15 protein-coding genes are annotated in these 19,365 nt (G+C 64.3%); 7 read left to right on the top strand and 8 right to left on the bottom strand.

All coding sequences use genetic code 11. The features are described 5' to 3' along the window. Positions 1-149 precede the first annotated feature (149 nt). The 6 genes from BG61_RS01170 to kdsD all read right to left on the bottom strand — a co-directional run bounded on the left by BG61_RS01170 (position 150) and on the right by kdsD (position 5,467). Positions 150-1,667, bottom strand: a complete 1,518-nt coding sequence (locus tag BG61_RS01170) for an RNA polymerase factor sigma-54 (RefSeq protein ID WP_035941305.1) — start codon at positions 1,665-1,667, stop codon at positions 150-152. Positions 1,668-1,818: 151 nt separating this feature from the next. Then, positions 1,819-2,586 (bottom strand): LPS export ABC transporter ATP-binding protein, encoded by a 768-nt coding sequence (gene lptB / locus BG61_RS01165; RefSeq protein WP_051672210.1) that lies wholly within the window; start codon positions 2,584-2,586, stop codon positions 1,819-1,821. Positions 2,587-2,597: 11 nt separating this feature from the next. After that, on the bottom strand, positions 2,598-3,278 hold the full coding sequence (gene lptA / locus BG61_RS01160; RefSeq protein WP_035941303.1) for a lipopolysaccharide transport periplasmic protein LptA: 681 nt from the start codon (positions 3,276-3,278) through the stop codon (positions 2,598-2,600). 31 nt (positions 3,279-3,309) lie between these two features. Further along, positions 3,310-3,912 (bottom strand): LPS export ABC transporter periplasmic protein LptC, encoded by a 603-nt coding sequence (gene lptC / locus BG61_RS01155; protein WP_035941300.1) that lies wholly within the window; start codon positions 3,910-3,912, stop codon positions 3,310-3,312. A 2-nt stretch (positions 3,913-3,914) separates the two neighbouring features. Next, positions 3,915-4,451, bottom strand: a complete 537-nt coding sequence (locus BG61_RS01150) for a KdsC family phosphatase (protein WP_035941526.1) — start codon at positions 4,449-4,451, stop codon at positions 3,915-3,917. Between the two features lie 32 nt (positions 4,452-4,483). Beyond that, entirely contained in the window at positions 4,484-5,467 is a 984-nt protein-coding gene (gene kdsD / locus BG61_RS01145; RefSeq protein WP_035941299.1) for an arabinose 5-phosphate isomerase KdsD, read from the bottom strand. Between the two features lie 160 nt (positions 5,468-5,627). On the opposite strand from kdsD, the gene BG61_RS01140 reads away from it, so the two are divergent. The 5 genes from BG61_RS01140 (at position 5,628) to purU (ending at position 10,901) form a co-directional block, all read left to right on the top strand. Next, a complete protein-coding gene (locus BG61_RS01140) occupies positions 5,628-7,619 on the top strand; it encodes a monovalent cation:proton antiporter family protein (RefSeq protein WP_035941298.1) in 1,992 nt (663 codons plus the stop codon). Between the two features lie 60 nt (positions 7,620-7,679). After that, positions 7,680-8,246 carry an adenine phosphoribosyltransferase gene (locus tag BG61_RS01135; protein WP_035941296.1) on the top strand — a complete coding sequence of 189 codons (567 nt, stop codon included), beginning with the start codon at positions 7,680-7,682 and terminating at the stop codon, positions 8,244-8,246. A 32-nt stretch (positions 8,247-8,278) separates the two neighbouring features. Beyond that, positions 8,279-8,893 (top strand): LysE family translocator, encoded by a 615-nt coding sequence (locus BG61_RS01130; protein ID WP_035941295.1) that lies wholly within the window; start codon positions 8,279-8,281, stop codon positions 8,891-8,893. Positions 8,894-9,143: 250 nt separating this feature from the next. Continuing rightward, positions 9,144-9,989: an NUDIX hydrolase gene (locus tag BG61_RS01125; protein ID WP_035941292.1), complete on the top strand. Its 846-nt coding sequence runs from the start codon at positions 9,144-9,146 to the stop codon at positions 9,987-9,989. Between the two features lie 42 nt (positions 9,990-10,031). Further along, the gene (purU, locus tag BG61_RS01120; RefSeq protein WP_035941291.1) at positions 10,032-10,901 is read left to right on the top strand and encodes a formyltetrahydrofolate deformylase; all 870 of its coding nucleotides are present in this window, start codon (positions 10,032-10,034) and stop codon (positions 10,899-10,901) included. 84 nt (positions 10,902-10,985) lie between these two features. On the opposite strand, the gene BG61_RS01115 is transcribed toward purU, so the two are convergent. Together BG61_RS01115 and uvrA are read right to left on the bottom strand one after the other, a co-directional pair. After that, positions 10,986-12,071 (bottom strand): AI-2E family transporter, encoded by a 1,086-nt coding sequence (locus BG61_RS01115; protein ID WP_035941289.1) that lies wholly within the window; start codon positions 12,069-12,071, stop codon positions 10,986-10,988. 140 nt (positions 12,072-12,211) lie between these two features. Next, the gene (gene uvrA, locus BG61_RS01110) at positions 12,212-15,085 is read right to left on the bottom strand and encodes an excinuclease ABC subunit UvrA (RefSeq protein ID WP_035941287.1); all 2,874 of its coding nucleotides are present in this window, start codon (positions 15,083-15,085) and stop codon (positions 12,212-12,214) included. A gap of 1,035 nt (positions 15,086-16,120) precedes the next feature. On the opposite strand from uvrA, the gene ltrA reads away from it, so the two are divergent. Then, the gene (ltrA, locus tag BG61_RS01105; RefSeq protein WP_035941285.1) at positions 16,121-17,821 is read left to right on the top strand and encodes a group II intron reverse transcriptase/maturase; all 1,701 of its coding nucleotides are present in this window, start codon (positions 16,121-16,123) and stop codon (positions 17,819-17,821) included. Positions 17,822-18,111: 290 nt separating this feature from the next. Next, a complete protein-coding gene (locus BG61_RS01100; protein ID WP_035941284.1) occupies positions 18,112-19,314 on the top strand; it encodes an MFS transporter in 1,203 nt (400 codons plus the stop codon). Positions 19,315-19,365: the final 51 nt, after the last annotated feature.

Below are 19,365 nucleotides of genomic sequence, written 5' to 3'. Positions count from 1 at the left end.
AACGCGGCTGATACCGGTCGGCTGAGCGTCCCGTTACTGCGCCATCCGGGCGTACGTAAAAAACGGGTCGCATCGGCCGGCTCGTCCGCGCTTCTCGCGATGCGGCCGGTAAAGGCCCGCTGCGAAATGCAACGGGCTACAGAGACGGGTCATAGAGACTTGCGCAGATTCACTGCGGGGATTTTCAGAGCTTCGCGATACTTCGCGACAGTGCGCCGCGCGACCACGAATCCTTGTTCCGCCAGCAGTTCGGCGATGCGGCTGTCTGAAAGAGGAGATTTGGGGTCTTCCGCTCCTATCAGTTGCTTGATGAGGGCCCGGATCGCCGTTGACGATGCCGCGCCTCCTGTGTCAGTCGACACATGTGATCCGAAGAAGTACTTAAATTCAAGCGTCCCGAACGGGGTGAGCATGTACTTGCCGGTCGTCACACGTGAAACCGTCGACTCGTGTAAACCCAGCGTATCAGCAATCTCCCGCAAAACCAAGGGCCGCATGGCAATTTCACCATGCGCAAAAAAGTTCTTCTGACGCTCCACGATTGCCTGCGCGACGCGCAGGATCGTCTCAAACCTCTGCTGAATGTTCTTGATGAGCCAGCGCGCTTCCTGAAGCTGCTGGCGCAGTGAGCCGCTGCCCGGATCGCCCCGGTTGTTGCGCAGGATATTCGCGTACAGATGGTTGATCCGAAGCTTCGGCACGATTTCCGGATTCAGTTCCGCCGTCCAGCCGCCTGCGCTCTTGTGCACGAGAATATCCGGCACGACGTAGTCGGCCTCGCTCTTGCCATAGGCCGCGCCGGGGAACGGTTCGAGCGACTTGATGAGCGCGTGGGCGTCGCGCAGGGCGTCATCGCTCGCTTTGAGCTGCTTGCGCAGGCGCGTGAAGTCGCGTGCGGCGAGCAGTTCCAGGTGATGCGTGACGATGTCGAGCGCGAGCGTGCGCGTGGCCGACGGCTCGAAGCGCAGCAGTTGCAGCTTCAGGCACTCGGACGCCGAACGCCCGCCGACGCCCGGCGGATCGAAGCTGTGCAGCAGCGCGAGCGCCGCGCTCAGTTCGTCGATGTCGACCTCGAGTTCCTCGGGCAGATCGGCGAGTACCTCGTCCAGCGACGACGTGAGATAGCCGTCCTCGTCGAGCGACTCGATCAGGAACGTCACGAGCGCGCGGTCGCGCTGGTTCGCCTGCGTCATGCGCAACTGGGCGGTCAGGTGATCGCGCAGCGTGGTGGTCGATTCGTGGATTTGCAGCGGCGGGAGGTCGTCGTCGTCGGAACCGGTGTTCGAGCGGCCGTAGTCTTCCAGATTCCACGAGTTGGAATCCGCGCCGCTGTCGGCGCCGAGGCCGTTGTATTCGTCGACACCCTGCGGCTCGCCGTTTTCCGAACGTTCGGCCGTAGGCGAACTGCTTGCCGAGCCATTGTTCATCAACGGCTCGGGCGGCGCGCTCGACGTATTGGCGGACGTGATCAGCGAACCGTCGGCGGCGACGCGCAACGGGCTCGCGATCCAGTCGTCCTCGTTTTCAAGGAGCGGGTTCTGGGCGACCGCCATCGCGACCTCTTGTTGCAGTTCAAGCGTCGACAACTGCAGCAGCCGGATGGACTGCTGCAGTTGCGGGGTCAGCGCAAGATGCTGCGATAGGCGGAGTTGGAGGCTGGCTTTCATGGCAGAGTTTTATTCATTGTAGAGAGTTTGCCACGCGCGCGAAACCTCGCGGGGATTCACAAAAACAAGCGTGCCGCCTCGGGGGCGGCACGTAAGAATTGCTGGTCCGGATGCCGCAGCGCGGAAAAACGCTGTGCGGCGCGCCGGGCGGTCACATGCGGAAGTGCTCGCCCAGATAGACCCGCCGCACGCTCTCGTTTTCGATGATTTCGCCCGGCGCTCCCGCTGCCAGCACGCTTCCGTCGCTGATGATGTACGCGTGGTCGCAGATGCCGAGCGTCTCCCGGACGTTGTGGTCCGTGATCAGCACGCCAATGTTGCGCTGCTTCAGGAATTTCACGATCTTCTGGATTTCCAGCACGGCGATCGGGTCGACGCCCGCAAACGGCTCGTCGAGCAGAATGAAGGCCGGGTTGGTGGCGAGCGCCCGGGCGATTTCCACCCGCCGCCGCTCGCCGCCCGACAGCGATAGCGCCGGGTTCTCGCGCAGGTGGGCGATCTGGAGTTCGTCGAGGAGCGCTTCCGTGCGCTCCGTGATGGCGTCTTTCGACAGCCGCTTGCCGGATTCGTCGGTTTGCAGCTCGAGCACGGCGCGAATGTTCTGTTCGACCGACAGCTTACGGAACACCGACGCTTCCTGCGGCAGGTACGAAAGCCCCATGTGCGCGCGCTGATGGATGGGCAACAGGCTGATCGAGGTGCCGTCGAGGGCGATTTCGCCCGCATCGAGCGGCACGAGGCCGACGATCATATAAAACGACGTGGTCTTGCCCGCGCCGTTCGGGCCGAGCAGACCGACGACTTCGCCGCTTTTCACGTCGAGCGACACGTCCTTCACGACCGTGCGCGATCCGTAGCGCTTTTTCAGGTTGCGGACGGCGAGCGAGCTGCTCTCGCCGGCCGGCTTGCGGTGGGGCATGGCGGGCGCGTTCACTGCTGCGGCGTTCCTTGAATGGTGTTGGACGGGGCGAGCGTCGCCGATGCGCCGGTGAGCGGCGCGGCGCCGCCGTTGCGCGGCGCGAGCATCGCGCGCACGCGGCCGGTCGGGTTGCCCGGTCCGGCGACGTCCTTGCCGGCCGTCGCGGTGTAGAAATCCTTCTGGCCGTCGTACGTGATGACGCTGCCGCGCACTTCGTCCTGAATCTTGGTCAGGCCCTGCAGGCGGCGCACGACCGCGCGGTTCGTGAGCGTGGTGAGGTCCTGCTTGCCGTCGTAGTCGATGCGAACGGCGTTGCCTTCGATGTATTCATCGAGCCCGTCGCGCTTCTGGCGGAAGTACGACAGGTCCTTGCCCGTGGACGTGCCTGTCGCGTACTGATAACCCTGCGGGTCCTGCGTCACTTCCACACGGTCGGCCTTGATCACGATCGTGCCTTTCGTTGCGACGACGTGGCCGATGAAGATGTTCTTCTGCTTCAGGTCGTCGTAGGTCATGTTGTCCGCTTCGATGTTGAGCGGCTTGTCGCGGTCGGCGCGTTCCGCGTGGGCTGCCGGGGCGAAGCCCGCGAGCGGCAGCGCGACGAGTGCGGCCGCGAACCCGATCTGCGCGACGCGGCGCAAAAGCGCTGCGCGCAGACAGCCGGAATCGGGACGAGGGAACGTTTCGTTCATGCAGTCACACTTGGGATGGGATTTGCCGGGATTATTTGGAAGAGCCGCCGTTGATATCGGACGCGGCGATCGCGCCGCGCACGTTACCGAAGAGCTTCATTTCCCGGGTTACGTTGTTGTAGTTCATGCCGCTGGCCGTCATCACGGACGGGCCGCGCTGAAGTTTAACCGGCTTTTCCGTTTCGATGACGTCGTCATTCACGAAGATACGGAAATGCTCGGAATCGGCCTGCATCTGCGGATCGCCGAAACCGGCGACGCGCAGGATCCGCGCGTTCTCGTATAAATCGACGATCGAGACGTCTCCGTTCACCGTGCCGCGCTCGGCGGTCGCGGTGACCGTTGGCTTCTGCGGCTGGAACATGCGCATCGCGGGAAGCGTGAGGTCGCTGTTATCGTCGTCCTCGTAATGGACCATCGACTTTGCCGTCAGGCGGTACTGTGTCGTGCCGGTCGAGTCGAGCTCGGTGACGGAGAAGTTGTCCGCGAAATAGTCGGGCGTGTGGCGCTTGGGCTGCTCCGGCGCCTCGGCTTCCGGCGGCAGCGTGGCCTGCAGCAGCCAGTACGTGATGCCGGCGAGCACCGCCACCGCGACGAGCGGCAGGAGCGAGGTGAGGCGGGCTGGGCGCTGCATGCTCAGGCTCCCGCCGCCGCGGCGAGCAGCTCGTCGTAGCGATGCTGCGCGCGCAGGATCGCATCGCACACCTCGCGGACGGCGCCGTGGCCGCCGCGCGCTTGCGCGACCCAGTGCACGCGCTGGATCACTTCCGGGTGCGCATTGGCTGGCGCGGCCGCGAAGCCGGCGAGGCGCATGACGGCCAGATCGGGCCAGTCGTCCCCCATGTAGCCGCACTCCGACGCCGCGATGCCCGTCTTGCCCAGCAACTCGGCGAGCGCGACGGTCTTGTCTTCGACGCCCTGGTAGAGATGCGTGATCGCCAGTTCGCGAGCGCGCGCGGCGACGATGCCCGACTCGCGCCCGGTGATGATCGCCGTCTGCACGCCGATCGATGCAAGCAGCTTCACGCCGTAACCGTCGAGCGAGTTGAACGACTTCATCGCGTCGCCGTCGGCGGTGAAGTAGAGGCTGCCGTCGGTGAAAACGCCGTCGACGTCGAAAATCATCAGCCTGATGCGGCTCGCGCGCTCCGCGGCGGTGCCCGGGGCGGGCATCTGCGCGGGCGCGGCGGAAGGCTTCTGCGCCATCAAATTACCTTCTTGGAGAAGAGGTCGTGCATGTTCAGGGCGCCGATCAGCGTCGCGTTTTCGTCGACGACCAGCATCTGATTGATGCGATGGCGCTCCATCAGTTCCACGGCTTCGACCGCGAGGTGGTCCGGACCGATCGTGCGCGGGTTGCGCGTCATGACGTCGGTGAGCGGCAGCGCGCGGAAATCGCCGTCGCGCTGGAGCACGCGGCGCAGGTCGCCGTCGGTGAAAATGCCTTCGACGTGGCGGTTCGCGTTCACCACCGCCGTCATGCCCATGCGCTTGTCGGTGATCTGGAAAAGCGCGTCGGAGAGTGTCGCGTCGAGCGGCACGACGGGCACCTCGTCGCCCACGCGCATCACGTCGCGCACATACGTGAGCAGGCGCCGCCCGAGCGCGCCGCCCGGATGCGAGCGCGCGAAATCGTCGGGGCCGAAGCCGCGGGCGTCGAGCACGGCCACCGCGAGCGCGTCGCCGAGCGCCATCGCCGCCGTCGTGCTGGCGGTCGGCGCGAGGTTCAGCGGGCAGGCTTCCTTTTCGACACGTGCGTTCAGGTGGATGTCGGCGAGCTGCGCGAGGCTGGACTCGGGGCGCCCCGTGATCGCGATCAGCTTTGCGCCGAGGCGCTTGACGAGGGGCAGGATCGCCACGAGTTCGTCGGTTTCGCCTGAATTCGAGAGCGCGACGAAGATGTCGTCGGCGGTGACCATGCCGAGGTCGCCGTGGCTCGCTTCGGCGGGATGCACGAAGAACGCCGGCGTGCCGGTGCTGGCGAGCGTGGCCGCGAACTTGCGCGCGACGTGGCCCGACTTGCCGATGCCCGACACCACGACCCGGCCGCGGCAGCCGAGCAGCAGTTCGACCGCGCCGGAGAAGTTTTCGTCGAGGAGATCGGCAAGCCCGCGCACGGCGTCGGCTTCGATGTCGAGTACGTTGCGAGCCAGCGCGAGTGCCCGGTCGCCATTGATTTTCGCTATCATGCGCGGAGTATAGCAAAGGCGTTCCTTCGCCGCGCCGGACTACCCGCGGCCTTCAGCCGCCCATCCGCCCCCCGAAAGGCCTGCCTGAAAGGCCATCCACGAGACCGGCGCGCGCCTGGCCGCGCGAGCCGTTCCGACGACGAACGAGGACGCTAGACGGATGATTTCTCCGCTCGAAACGACCCTGCTGCTGCTGCTGTGCTCGGTGGGCGGGGTCGTGATATTCCGGTATTTCAATCTGCCGCCGATGCTCGGCTATCTGGCGGTCGGCATCATTGTCGGGCCGAACGCGGCGGGCATGGTGAAGGATAGCGGCGGCGCGCAGCATCTCGCCGAGTTCGGCGTGGTGTTCCTGATGTTCTCCATCGGGCTCGAATTCTCGCTCTCCAAGCTGCGCTCGATGCGCCGCATCGTGCTCGGCCTCGGCGCCAGCCAGGTCGCGGGGACGATCGCGTTCGCGCTCGTCTGCGGATGGATTGCGAGCTTCTGGACAAAGATGCCGTGGCAGGCGAGCTTCGCGCTCGGCGGCGCGCTTTCCATGTCGTCCACGGCGATCGTGAGCAAGCTGCTCGCCGAGCGGCTCGAACTCGAAGCCGAGCACGGCCGCAACATCTTCGGCGTGCTGCTGTTCCAGGACCTGGCCGTCGTGCCGCTGCTCATCATCACCGCGGCGTTCGCGACCGGCGACGAAGACTCCTCGCAACTCGCGATGTGGCTCGGCATCGCGGCGGTCAAGATCGTGGTCGCGCTGACGGTGCTGCTCTTCATCGGCCAGAAGTTCATGACGCGCTGGTTCGACCTCGTCGCGCGCCGCCGCTCGCAAGAGCTGTTCATGCTGAACCTGCTGCTCGTCACGCTCGGCGCTGCGTTTCTCACCGACCGCTTCGGCCTATCGCTCGCGCTCGGCGCGTTCATCGCCGGGATGCTGATCGCGGAAACGCCGTACCGTCACCAGGTCGAGGAAGACATCAAGCCGTTTCGCGACGTGCTGCTCGGCCTCTTCTTCGTGACGACCGGCATGCTGCTCAATCCGCGCGTGATCTGGGAGCATCCGCTCCTCGTGCTCGGCTTCCTGATCGTGCCGATCCTGCTGAAAGCCGTGATGATCACGGGCCTCGCGCGGCTCTTCGGGGCGCCGCCGGGCGTCGCGATGCGCACCGGCCTCGGGCTCGCGCAGGCCGGCGAGTTCGGCTTCGTGCTGCTCAACCTGATTCTCGGCTCGCGGCTCGTCGATCACGTCGTGCTGCAGGCGATCCTGTCCGCGATGCTGCTTTCGATGCTCGCCGCGCCGTTCATCATCCAGAACGCCGACCGGATCGTGCTCAGGCTGTCGTCGACGGAGTGGATGCTGCAATCGCTGCAGATGACCAAGATCGCGACGCAAAGCCTGAAGCAGAGCGGCCATGTGATCATCTGCGGCTACGGACGCGCCGGCCAGAATCTCGCGCGGATGCTCGAGCACGAAGGCCTGAACTACGTCGCGCTCGACCTCGACCCGGACCGCGTCGCCGCGGCGGCGGCGGCGGGCGAGTCGGTGGTGTTCGGCGACGCGGGGCGGCGCGAGTCGCTGCTCGCGGCGGGCCTGCACCGGGCGGCGACGGTCGCGATCACCTACGCCAACACGCCCTCGGCGATGCGCGTGCTGCACAACATCCACGAGCTTCAGCCTACCCTGCCCGTGATCGTGCGCACCGTCGACGACGCCGATCTCGAGAAGCTTATCGCGGCGGGTGCGACGGAGGTGATTCCGGAGATCGTCGAGGGCAGCCTGATGCTCGCGTCGCATACGCTCGTGCTGATGGGCGTGCCGATGCGGCGCGTCGTGCGGCGGGTCGAGGAAATGCGCGACGAGCGCTACAGCCTGCTGCGCGGCTATTTCCACGGCGCGGACGACCCCGATGACGACGATGGCCACGAGCAGGTCCGGCTACAATCTGTGCCGATCGACGAGAACGCGGAAGCGGTCGGAAAAACGCTCGAGGAACTCGGGCTCGCGGGCGGCGGCGTCGAAGTGACGGCGATCCGGCGGCACGGCATCCGCGGCGTCGAGCCGGCTCCCGATACGAAGCTGCGCGCGAGCGATATCGTCGTGTTACGCGGTATGCCCGAAATGCTCGCGAATGCCGAAGAGCGGCTCTCGCGCAGGCGTTAGCGCGTGCGGGCCAATTTTGTGAGGCGCGTCGTCGGCGCGCCGGTTTCCCCCGGAGATGTCATGTCCAGCCTTTCATCGAACGCAACGCCGGATCCCGCGCGCTTCATCAAGGAGCGCGTGCGCACGATCGACGGCTGGCCGCAGCCCGGCGTGCAATTTCGCGACATCACGCCGGTGCTTCAGGACCGCCGCGCGCTGCGCGTGCTGATCGACCTGTTCGTGCAGCGCTATATCGACGCGGAAATCGACACGATCGCCGGACTCGACGCGCGCGGCTTCATCATCGGGCCGATTCTCGCGTATGAACTCTCCATCGGCTTCGTGCCGATCCGCAAGAAGGGCAAGCTGCCGTACCGGACGCTCTCGCAGTCGTACGAGCTGGAGTACGCGAGCGCGACCGTCGAAATCCACGAGGACGCGTGCAAGCCGGGCGAGCGCGTGGTGATCGTCGACGACCTGATCGCGACGGGCGGCACGATGATGGCGGGCAAGCAGTTGCTGGAGCGGCTCGGCGCGGTGGTCGTGGAGGGCGCGGCGATCATCGATCTGCCGGACCTGAACGGCTCGAAGCGCCTGCGCGAGAGCGGCCTCTCGCTCTATACCGTGTGCGAATTTGGCGGCCACTGAGCGGTTCCCACTGAGCAGAGACCACTGAGACCATGCCGAACTTCCTGCTTTTTCTCGCCACGTCCATCGCGATTACGGTCGCGCCCGGCCCGGACAACCTGCAGGTCCTCGCGCGCGGCATCTCGCAGGGCCGCGCGGCGGGCCTCGTCGCGGCGCTCGGCTTCGCCGCGGGCGTGAGCTTTCACACGACGCTCGCCGCGCTCGGCGTCGCGGCGCTGCTGCGCTCGTCGCCGCTCGCGTTCGAAGGCGTGAAGCTGGCCGGCGCGGCGTATCTCGTCTGGATCGGCATCAAGGCGCTGGGAAGCCGCGGCCTCGCGACCGCCCACGCGCGCCCGAGCCAGCCGCTTTCGACCGTGTTCCGCCAGAGCGTGATCGGCAACCTGCTGAATCCGAAGGTCACGCTGTTCTTCATCGTGTTCCTGCCGCAGTTCGTCGATCCGCATGGCGGCCAGAGCGTGATGCTGCAGATGTTCGAACTCGGCGCGGTGTTCATGCTGCAGACGGTCGTGGTGTTTTCGCTCTTCGGCATCGGCGCGGGCATGATCGGCGCGTGGCTGAAGCGCCGGCCGCGCGTGGGCGTGTGGCTCGATCGCGTGGCGGGCGCGACGTTCATCGCGCTCGGCATCCGGGTGGCGTTGCGCGACTGAGCGGCGCGCAACGCTCGGCTGCCTGAAAGGATGACTGGAGCGCTTTGCCGCGCCGTCACGCAGGACGACGCGTCAAGCGTTGATTCAAGCGCCGCGCGCCTTTCCCGGCGCCTCGCGCGTTACACATAGCGCCTGGCGTCCCCCAAAGCGCCTTGCGCGTTAGCTGGAGCGCCTTGCGCGTTACCAAAGCGCCTCGCGCGTTACAATTCCCGGCTTTGTCCAACCGCCATCGCGTGCCGCCGGAGCCCCCATGTCCTTGCCGTCGATCGCCGCCGCCCGCCGTTTCGATCCCGCCGCGCATCTGCCGTTCTTCATCGGCGCCGAGCGCGTCGGCTGGGTTCGCCGCGGCGATGCCCTGCTGCTGCAACGCTGGCCGGACGTGTTCGACATCGACGCGTCCTCGATCCGGCTGTCGGACGCGTACGATCACGTCGACACCCGCAGCGCCGCGCTCGGCGCGGTCATCGGCATGCTCGCCGCCGATGGCCGCATTCCCGGCTGGCGCGACGAAACCTACGCCGTGCGCAACGATTTCGACGCGCCGCCGCTCGCGTTCATCGAGCGCGCGGCGTCGCGCTTCTTCGGCACGATGACCTACGCGGCGCATCTGAACGGCATCGTAGAATATGAAGATCGCGCGCCGCAGGTGTGGATCGCGCGCCGCAGCCATACGAAGGCAACCGATCCCGGCATGCTCGACAACATCGTGGCGGGCGGCATCGGCTGGGGGATGGGGATCGAGGCGACGCTCGCGAAGGAGTGCTGGGAAGAGGCGGGCATGAGCGCCGATCTGGCCGCGCGAGCCACGCGCGGCGGCACCTTTCACGTGTTGCAATCGCTGCCGGAGGGCACGCAGGCGGAGCAGATCTTCGTCTTCGACGTCACGCTCCCCGCCGATTTCTCGCCGCGCAACCAGGACGGCGAGGTGGGCGAGCACCGGCTCGCGCGCATCGACGAAGTCGCGCGCTGGATAGAAGAGGGCGCGCTCACCGTCGACGCGAGCCTCGCGACGCTGGATTGCCTCTTGCGGCGCCGCTGGATCGACGAGGAAGCCTGCCAGGGCATCGCCGCGATCTACACGCCGCCCGCGCTCTGACATCACGCATCAACTGAGCATCAAGGAAGGAGTTACCGGTTCATGTCGACCGAACATAGTTTCATTCTGAAGTTGTCCTGCCCCGACCGGCCGGGCATCGTGCACGCGGTGTCCGGGTTTCTGTTCAATCTGGGCGGCAATATCCTCGATTCGGCGCAGTTCGGCGACAGCCACACCGGCGAGTTCTTCATGCGCGTGCATTTCCAGCAGGTCGGCGGCGACCCGGGGCTGGAGGCGCTGCGCACCGCGTTCTCCGAGCTCGCCGAGGAGTTCGGCATGCGTTGGGAACTGCATGACGCGTCGGTGAAGCCGCGCGTCGTGATCATGGTGTCGAAGATCGGGCACTGCCTGAACGACCTGCTGTTCCGCTACCGCACCGGCCAGTTGCAGATCGAGATTCCCGCGATCATCTCGAATCACAAGGATTTCTATCAGCTCGCCGCGAGCTACGACATTCCGTTCCACCATCTGCCGCTCACGTCCTCGACGCCGCAGGCAAAGGCCGCGCAGGAAGCGCGCGTGATGGAGATCGTCGATCAGCACGACGTCGACCTCGTCGTGCTCGCGCGCTACATGCAGATCCTGTCGCCGCAGATGTGCGAGAAGCTCGCCGGCCGCGCGATCAACATTCACCATTCGTTCCTGCCGAGCTTCAAGGGCGCGAAGCCGTATTACCAGGCATTCGACCGCGGCGTGAAGCTGATCGGCGCGACCGCGCACTACGTGACCACCGACCTCGACGAAGGCCCGATCATCGAGCAGGAAGTGGAGCGCGTCGATCACAGCATGGCGCCGGACCAGTTGACCGCAATCGGCCGCGACGTGGAGTGCGTGACGCTCGCGCGGGCGGTGAAATGGCACGTCGAACATCGCATCGTGCTGAACGGCAGCAAGACCGTGGTGTTCCGCTGATGTTCCGCTGATCGTTGCTCCCGCCGCAAGGTAAAAGGGCCGCTCCGGTATTCGGGCGGCCCTTTTTTCATCGCACGGCGGCGCTCAGACGAGCCGCAGATAGATCAGCTCGCGCTTGATATATGCGTAGAAGATCGGCGCGGCGATCACGCCGGGCAAGCCGAACGCGGCTTCCATTGCCAGCATGGCAAGCAGCAGTTCCCAGGCGCGCGCCTCGATCTGCCCGCCGATGATCCGCGCGTTCAGGAAATACTCGAGCTTGTGGATGATGATCAAAAACGCGAGCGACGCGACCGCCGTGCCGAAGGAAATCGACAGCGAGATCGCGACGATGATCGTGTTCGAAATCAGGTTCCCGATCACCGGCAACAGGCCGACGATGAACGTGATCAGCACGAGCGTCTTGGAAAGCGGCAGCCGTTCGTGGAAGATCGGCAGCGCGATCAGCAGGTACATCGCGGTGAAGACGGCGTTGATCGCGGAAATCTTGATCTGCGCGAAGACGATGCGGCGGAAGGCGTCGGAAAAGCGCGTCACGCGGGTGACGAGCGCCGTGGACAGCGGCAGGCGATGCGCATGCTTCGGCACGCCGACCGCGATGATCGCCCCGATGATCATGCCGATCAGCACGTGGCCGAACCCGCGCGCCATGTCCTTGCCGCCCTGCTGGAGCTGCGCCGCGTGCTTGTGCATCAGTTCGGTGGCCTTGTCCTTCATCTGCTCGGAATCGACCGGCAGATAGTTCGCCACCCAGTCCGGCACGCGCAGCCGCGCGTGGGACGTGATCGTCATCAACTGGTCGAGGAGCTTTTGCAGGCTCGGCACGTCGCGCTCGAAATGCTCGATCGTGGCGATCGTCGCGCCCGTCAGCCCGCCGATGATGATCACCGACAGCAGGACGGCCGCCACCAGCCGCGCCCGGCCGCTCGCCATCCGCTTTTCGATCAGCGGCGCGATCATGTGCACGAGCTGGTAGACGAGCATGCCGGCCAGGAGCCCGCCGAGGAGCTTCAGGTGCATCACGAGGAACATGCCGGCAAACGCCACGAAATAGCTGCCGATTTCCACCGCCGACAGCTTCGGCAAGCTCATGTCGCTCGTCAGCCTGACCGGCCGGGCGGGCAGGTCCCGGACCCGTCTTTCTTCGGCCGCTTCGTTGCGCTTTGCCATGACTGCTTCCCGTCTCCAACCGCAAACAGCGTTTATCACCCCGCGCTTCGCACCGCGCGGCTCATCTTTTCGGTTCGACCAGCCGCGCAGCCCGCCCGCAGGCGGCCTGTGCGCTTTCCGGTGGAGGGCCCCGAAACCCCTCACGCAGCGGAGCGGGGCCGTTGCAGCAGCGGCGCCAGATACCTGCCGGTAAAGCTGGCCTTCGATTTTGCGACCTGCTCCGGCGTCCCCTGGGCGATGATCTGCCCGCCGCCGGCTCCGCCTTCCGGACCGAGGTCGATCACCCAGTCGGCGGTTTTGATCACGTCGAGATTATGCTCGATGATTACGACAGTATTACCTTGATCGCGCAGCCGGTGAATCACTTCGAGCAAAAGCGCGATGTCGTGGAAATGCAGGCCGGTGGTCGGTTCGTCGAGAATATAGAGCGTCCGACCGGTGTCGCGCTTGCTCAGTTCCAGCGAAAGCTTGACTCGCTGCGCTTCGCCGCCCGACAGCGTGGTCGCCGACTGGCCGAGCCGGATATACCCGAGACCGACGTCGAGCAGCGTTTTCAGCTTGCGCGCGACCACCGGCACCGGCCGGAAGAACTCGTACGCCGCCTCGACCGTCAGGTCGAGCACCTCGCTGATGTTCTTGCCCTTGTACTGGATGTCGAGTGTTTCGCGGTTGTAGCGCTTGCCGTGGCAGACGTCGCAGGGCACGTAGACGTCGGGCAGGAAGTGCATTTCCACCTTCAGCACGCCGTCGCCCTGGCACGCCTCGCAGCGTCCGCCCTTGACGTTGAACGAAAAGCGGCCCGGATCGTAGCCGCGCTCCTTCGCCGCGGGCACGCCCGCGAAAAGCTCGCGGATCGGCGTGAAAAGGCCGGTGTAGGTGGCCGGATTGGAGCGCGGCGTGCGGCCGATCGGCGACTGGTCTACCGCGATCACCTTGTCGAAGTGCTCGAGCCCTTCGATCGACTCGTAGGGTGCCGGCTCGGTGGCCGAGCCGTACAGATGCTGGGCGACCGCGTGGTAGAGCGTGTCGTTGATGAGGGTCGACTTGCCCGAGCCGGACACGCCCGTCACGCAGGTCAGCAGGCCGACCGGCAGGTCGAGCGTGACGTTCTTCAGGTTGTTTCCGTATGCCTCGACGATGCGCAGCTGCCGCTCGTCGGGCGCGGTGCGCTCGGCGGGGTAGCTGATGGTGCGCTTGCCCGCCAGGTACTGGCCGGTGACGGAATTGGGGTCGTTCTGCACCTGCATCGGCGTGCCCTGCGCGACGATCACGCCGCCGTGCTCGCCCGCGCCCGGTCCCATGTCGACGACGTAATCCGCCATGCGGATCATGTCCTCGTCGTGCTCGACGACGATCACCGAATTGCCGATGTCGCGCAGGTGCTTGAGCGTGCCGATCAGGCGATCGTTGTCGCGCTGGTGCAGGCCGATGGACGGTTCGTCGAGCACGTACATCACGCCCGTGAGCCCCGAGCCGATCTGCGACGCGAGCCGGATGCGCTGCGCCTCGCCGCCCGAGAGTGTCTCGGCGCTGCGTTCCAGCGACAGGTAATCCAGCCCGACGTTGTTCAGGAACGACAGCCGCGCGACGATTTCCTTCACCACCTTGTCGGCGATCTCGCGCTTCGCGCCCTCCAGGCGCAGCGTCTGGAAATAGCCGAGCGTGTCGCGCAGCGGCCAGCCGCTCACCTCGAAGATGCCGCGGGCGTCGTCGCCCGAGCCGACCTTCACGTGCCGCGCCTCGCGCCGCAGCCGCGTGCCCTCGCAGGCGGGGCACGGCTGGTTGTTCTGATACTTGGCGAGTTCCTCGCGCACCGCGGTCGAATCCGTTTCGCGGTAGCGGCGCTCCAGATTCGGGATGATCCCTTCGAACGCGTGCTCGCGCACGGAGGTGCGGCCGCGCTCGTTGATGTACGAAAACGGAATCAGCTGCTTGCCGGAGCCGGATAACAAGATCTTGCGGACCTTTTCCGGAAGATCCTCGAATGCCTGGTCGATGTCGAATTCATAGAACGACGCGAGGCTCTGCAGCATCTGGAAGTAGAACTGGTTGCGCCGGTCCCAGCCCTTGACCGCGCCCGCCGCGAGCGACAGCGACGGATGCGCGACCACCCGCTTCGGGTCGAAGAACGTGATCTGCCCGAGGCCGTCGCATTCGGGGCACGCGCCCATCGGGTTGTTGAATGAGAAAAGGCGCGGCTCCAGTTCCTGCAGCGAATAGGAGCAGATCGGGCACGCGAACTTCGAGCTGAAGAGCTTCTCGCGGCCGGTGTCCATTTCGAGCGCGATCGCTCGGCCGTCGGCGAGGCGCAGCGCGGTTTCGAACGACTCCGCGAGCCGCTGCTTCATGTCGGGACGCACTTTCAGACGGTCGATGACGACGTCGATCGTGTGCTTGTCGTTCTTCTTCAGCTTCGGCAGCGAGTCGACTTCGTAGATCTGCGCGACGCCCTCGTTCGCCGTGCCGCCGCCCGAGCGCACCCTGAAGCGGATGAAGCCCTGGGCCTGCATCTCCTCGAACAATTCGACGTGCTCGCCCTTGCGGTCCGCGACGACGGGCGCGAGGATCATCAGCTTGGTTTCCTCGGGCAGCGCGAGCGCGGCGTCGACCATCTGCGAGACGCTTTGCGCCTCGAGCGGAATATGGTGATCGGGGCAATACGGCGTCCCGACGCGGGCGTACAGCAGGCGCAGGTAATCGTGAATCTCGGTGACGGTGCCGACCGTCGAGCGCGGATTGTGCGACGTCGCTTTCTGTTCGATCGAAATGGCGGGCGAGAGGCCCTCGATCAGGTCGACGTCCGGTTTCTCCATGAGCTGCAGGAACTGCCGGGCATACGCCGACAGACTTTCGACGTAACGGCGCTGGCCTTCCGCATAGAGCGTATCGAACGCGAGCGACGACTTGCCCGACCCGGACAGGCCCGTAATCACGATCAGCTTGTGACGCGGCAGGTCGAGACTGACGTTCTTGAGATTGTGGGTGCGAGCCCCACGAATACGGATTTCTTCCATGAACCGGGCGGAAAGTGAGGAGGCTAAACCTGCTACTATAACGACTTTTGTGCGACACGCACCGTTCGCTCACGACACGAGCATCGACGATCCACATCCCCATAACTGGGGGTTGGGGGGATATTCTCCAAACATTGTGAATGCATTTGTCAGGTCACCCTGCCGATGCCATGTATCGAGTTGGTTACCGCCAACTCCCGCCTCTGTCAGCGGCTTCATTTCCCGCTGACAAAGCGGAATGTCGTTTACTACTCCCGTCCCTGCGACCGGGATTCACATTGATGCGAGCGAAAGCTCGACCTGCCATTGTTCCACGTCACTGGCTGGAGCCCCTTCACATGGGTATCTGGGTAGTGGCATAGGGAACCCACTATGCGACTAGCGGTAGCCTAGGAAGACATGCGTCACTGGTAACGGTGGGGTGTGAAGCTCTTCCGACAATGTAGCCCCCGGAAGTTCGGGCAGACTCAAGCCGTGAGGCATGCGTCTGGATACTCCTAGCAGCAATGGGGTTGAGGAGCTAGGCTGGCTGACACGGTTAACACACGTGAACTGCTGATAAACCTCGTGATTATAAAAATGCCTAAGCTGCTGCTGGCATTGACCAAACGGTACGCGGTCGGATATCTCGCTGGAAGTTCGAGATACGTCGTCAACAGACCGCCGGGGGAGAGGTAGAACCTAACTCAGCCTTGTGGCAGGTCGGGAACGTGGTAAGCCCGTACGTTCGCCAGGGTAGGTGACTGGCAGGCGGACCGTAAGGGACGCTGTTGAACGTGCGGGTATGGGAGGACGGAAAAAGCGAACGTCGAGCTGTAATGGTTCGGATAGGAGTTGCGACATCACTCCACGCGAAAGCGGGCAGACTTCCGTCTGGTCTACCGTCGCAAGATGGCTGACTGACCCTTAGTCACTTGGATAGATATGGGCGCATGCGTCCATATTGAGTATCAATGTTGTTCCCCAGCGGGGTGCGTCTCCCCGCTGGGGGAGTCGCGCCTTCTGCTTGGGGACTTTTCCGAGTAGGAGAGCAGCATGAAAGTATTTGGTCGAAAGACCGGATCTGCGCTCTCCCATGCGCCCAACGACTGGTACGCCGTAGATTGGCGTCGGGTTGAACGGAACGTGAGGGGAATGCAGATTCGAATTGCGAAGGCGACGCGGGATGGCCGCTGGCGCAGGGTGAAAGCCTTGCAACGGATGCTGACCCGCACGTTGTCCGCGAAGCTGTATGCGGTACGGCGTGTTACGCAGAACCAGGGTGCGCGAACGGCGGGAGTCGATCGCGAGCTATGGGATTCGCCTGAAAGTCGACGGCTAGCCGTCGATCGGTTGAAGCGGCGTGGGTATAAGCCTCTGCCTTTACGGAGGGTCTTTATCCCCAAAGCCAATGGAAAGGAACGCCCTCTGGGTATTCCGACCATGCATGACAGGGCGATGCAAGCTCTGTATTTGCTGGCTTTGGAGCCAGTAGCAGAGTCAACGAGCGATCCGAACTCCTATGGGTTTCGGCAAAATCGCTCGACGGCCGATGCTATGGGTCAACTACGCGTTTGCTTGTCCCGGAAGGATTCGTCTCAATGGGTCTTGGAAGCGGATATCAAAGGCTGCTTTGACTACATCAATCACGACTGGCTGGAGCGCAATGTCCCGATGGACACGACGATTCTCCGGAAGTGGTTGAAGGCTGGCCTGATCTACAAGGGTCAGCTACAGGCGACCGAGGCCGGTACGCCACAGGGAGGCATCATCTCCCCGACGTTAGCCAATGTCACACTGAACGGGCTGGAGCGAGGACTGGACGCGCACCTCCGTGCGAAGTTTAGCGTCGCAAAGGCCAAGAAGCTGAAGATCAATCTGGTGCGCTACGCGGACGACTTTGTCATCACTGGCGTCTCGAAAGAGATACTGGCGAACGAAGTCCGACCCTGGGTAGAAGCTTTCCTTGTGGTTCGAGGGTTGCAGCTTTCCGAGGAGAAAACGCGGATCACCCACATTGACCAAGGCTTCGATTTCCTTGGCTGGAATTTCCGGAAGTACTCGGGCAAGTTCCTGATCAAACCGAGCAAGAAAAACGCGCAAGCGTTCTATCGCAAGGTGGCGGAAACGATCAGTGGCAACAAGACGGTAAAGCAGGAAAGTCTGATCCGCCTGCTCAACCCGATGTTGCGCGGATGGGCGCAGTATCACTGTCCGGTTTCAGCGAAGCGGGCGTACAGCCGCATGGAGCATCTGGTCTTTCAGCGGCTCTGGCGGTGGTCAAGGCGGCGACACCCACAAAAGAACACTGGCTGGGTGCGAAAGAAGTATTTTCACTCCGTCGGTGATCGACAGTGGGTTTTCGCCGTTCCAGTGGTTCGCACGGATGGCAGTAACGGGCTGCTCGACCTGGATCGAATCAGCGGTATGGTCATCAAGTGGCACACGAAGATCAAAGGGGAATTCAATCCCTTTGATCCTCGTTGGGAGCAGTACGGCGAGAAGCTGGGGCAGGGTCGCATGTGGGAATCGATGCGGTACCGAAAGCAGTGGGCGGGGTTGTACATGTCACAGGGCGGCCGTTGTGCGCACTGTGGTACGGCTTTGACAGACGAGACAGGCTGGCACGACCATCATCTGGAATATCGGATGCATGGCGGGTCGGACGCTCTCGCAAATCGTGTATTGCTCCACCTGCACTGCCACCAGCACGTGCACGCTGGTAGAATAGCTGTAACTAAACCGGCCCTGCCGTAGGCAGGGCTTTGTATGTAGGCTTGAGCTGTATGCGGGGAAACTCGCACGTACAGTTCTTAGGGGGCCCCTCTTTCCGCAAGGAGGAGGGGCTACCCTACCAAGGGCGCGGTACCCGCGTCCGGCAGCGCCGGCCAAGCACCAGGAACACGGTTGCGGGGGGCGGATCGTCCGAGTGGCGCGCCAGTGCAGTGCGTCTCACATAGTGCCGTTTCGAGCAGCGACAAGGCGGCCGCGCCGGGGCTTCACCACGCGCCCGAGCCAACGCGTATCTCATACATTTCCCGTTTCTGATGTCCAATCCGTCTGCCACGTCTTCACGTCTTAGCGCGCCCGAACTGCGTGCGACCGTGTCGCTCGCCGCAATCTTCGCGCTGCGCATGCTCGGCCTGTTCATGATCATGCCGGTGTTCTCGATCTACGCGAAGACGATCCCCGGCGGCGACAACGTCTTTCTCGTCGGCCTCGCGCTCGGCGCCTACGGCGTCACGCAGTCGATGCTCTATATCTTCTACGGCTGGGTCTCCGACAAGCTCGGCCGCAAGCCGGTGATCGCGTTCGGCCTCATCGTGTTCGCGATCGGCAGCTTCGTCGCGGCGGCCGGGCACTCGATGACCTGGATCATCGTCGGGCGCGTGATTCAGGGAATGGGCGCGGTGTCGTCGGCGGTGATCGCGTTCATCGCGGACCTCACGACGGAAGACAACCGCACCAAGGCGATGGCGATGGTGGGCGGCAGCATCGGCGTGTCGTTCGCGGTGGCGATCGTGGGCGCGCCGATCGTGTTCCACTGGGTGGGCATGAGCGGGCTTTTCACCGTGATCGGCATTCTGTCGATTCTGGCGGTCGGCGTCGTGTTCTGGGTCGTGCCCGATGCGCCGCGGCCGCCGGTGCACGTGAAGGCGCCGTTCGCGGAAGTGCTGCACAACGTCGAACTGCTTCGTCTGAATTTTGGCGTGCTGGTGCTGCACGCCACGCAGACGGCGCTCTTTCTCGTCGTGCCGCGCATCCTGGAAGCGGGCGGGCTGCCCGTCGCGTCGCACTGGAAGATTTACCTGCCGGTGATGGGGCTCGCCTTCGTCATGATGGTGCCCGCCATCATCGCGGCCGAGAAACGTGGAAAAATGAAGGCCGTGATGCTGAGTGCGATCGGACTTATCCTGACCGGCCAGTTGTTATTGGGCGTCGCTCCCCATACCCTATGGTCAGTGGCCGCGATCCTCTTCATCTATTTCCTCGGCTTCAACGTGCTCGAGGCTTCGCAGCCGTCGCTCGTGTCAAAGCTCGCGCCCGGCACCCGCAAGGGCGCGGCGGCGGGCGTCTACAACACGACGCAGTCGATCGGACTCGCGATGGGCGGGGTCATCGGCGGCTGGCTGCTGAAGGTGGACGGGCAAAGCTCGGTGTTTTATGCGTGTTCGGCGCTGGTGCTCGCATGGCTCGTGGTGGCAGCGGCCATGAAGGCGCCGCCGCGCAAGGTTCAGCGTACCGTCTAGCGGAAAAACGCAGTCGAATGGATCAAATGGATTGAGCCGGCAGGGCGCGGC

It is taken from the genome of Caballeronia glathei, from assembly GCF_000698595.1.
GTDB lineage: Bacteria > Pseudomonadota > Gammaproteobacteria > Burkholderiales > Burkholderiaceae > Caballeronia > Caballeronia glathei.
This window is presented reverse-complemented; position numbering and strand designations above follow the sequence as displayed.

Excerpts from the sequence above, each read along its gene's own strand:
- BG61_RS01150 (WP_035941526.1), bottom strand. The coding sequence starts at position 4,451 with ATGCCCGCCCCGGGCACCGCCGCGGAGCGCGCGAGCCGCATCAGGCTG.
- ltrA (WP_035941285.1), top strand. The coding sequence starts at position 16,121 with ATGAAAGTATTTGGTCGAAAGACCGGATCTGCGCTCTCCCATGCGCCC.
- BG61_RS01125 (WP_035941292.1), top strand. The coding sequence starts at position 9,144 with ATGTCCTTGCCGTCGATCGCCGCCGCCCGCCGTTTCGATCCCGCCGCG.
- BG61_RS01115 (WP_035941289.1), bottom strand. The coding sequence starts at position 12,071 with ATGGCAAAGCGCAACGAAGCGGCCGAAGAAAGACGGGTCCGGGACCTG.
- lptB (WP_051672210.1), bottom strand. The coding sequence starts at position 2,586 with ATGCCCCACCGCAAGCCGGCCGGCGAGAGCAGCTCGCTCGCCGTCCGC.
- lptA (WP_035941303.1), bottom strand. The coding sequence starts at position 3,278 with ATGAACGAAACGTTCCCTCGTCCCGATTCCGGCTGTCTGCGCGCAGCG.
- lptC (WP_035941300.1), bottom strand. The coding sequence starts at position 3,912 with ATGCAGCGCCCAGCCCGCCTCACCTCGCTCCTGCCGCTCGTCGCGGTG.
- BG61_RS01140 (WP_035941298.1), top strand. The coding sequence starts at position 5,628 with ATGATTTCTCCGCTCGAAACGACCCTGCTGCTGCTGCTGTGCTCGGTG.
- BG61_RS01130 (WP_035941295.1), top strand. The coding sequence starts at position 8,279 with ATGCCGAACTTCCTGCTTTTTCTCGCCACGTCCATCGCGATTACGGTC.
- BG61_RS01100 (WP_035941284.1), top strand. The coding sequence starts at position 18,112 with ATGTCCAATCCGTCTGCCACGTCTTCACGTCTTAGCGCGCCCGAACTG.
- purU (WP_035941291.1), top strand. The coding sequence starts at position 10,032 with ATGTCGACCGAACATAGTTTCATTCTGAAGTTGTCCTGCCCCGACCGG.
- uvrA (WP_035941287.1), bottom strand. The coding sequence starts at position 15,085 with ATGGAAGAAATCCGTATTCGTGGGGCTCGCACCCACAATCTCAAGAAC.
- BG61_RS01135 (WP_035941296.1), top strand. The coding sequence starts at position 7,680 with ATGTCCAGCCTTTCATCGAACGCAACGCCGGATCCCGCGCGCTTCATC.
- BG61_RS01170 (WP_035941305.1), bottom strand. The coding sequence starts at position 1,667 with ATGAAAGCCAGCCTCCAACTCCGCCTATCGCAGCATCTTGCGCTGACC.
- kdsD (WP_035941299.1), bottom strand. The coding sequence starts at position 5,467 with ATGATAGCGAAAATCAATGGCGACCGGGCACTCGCGCTGGCTCGCAAC.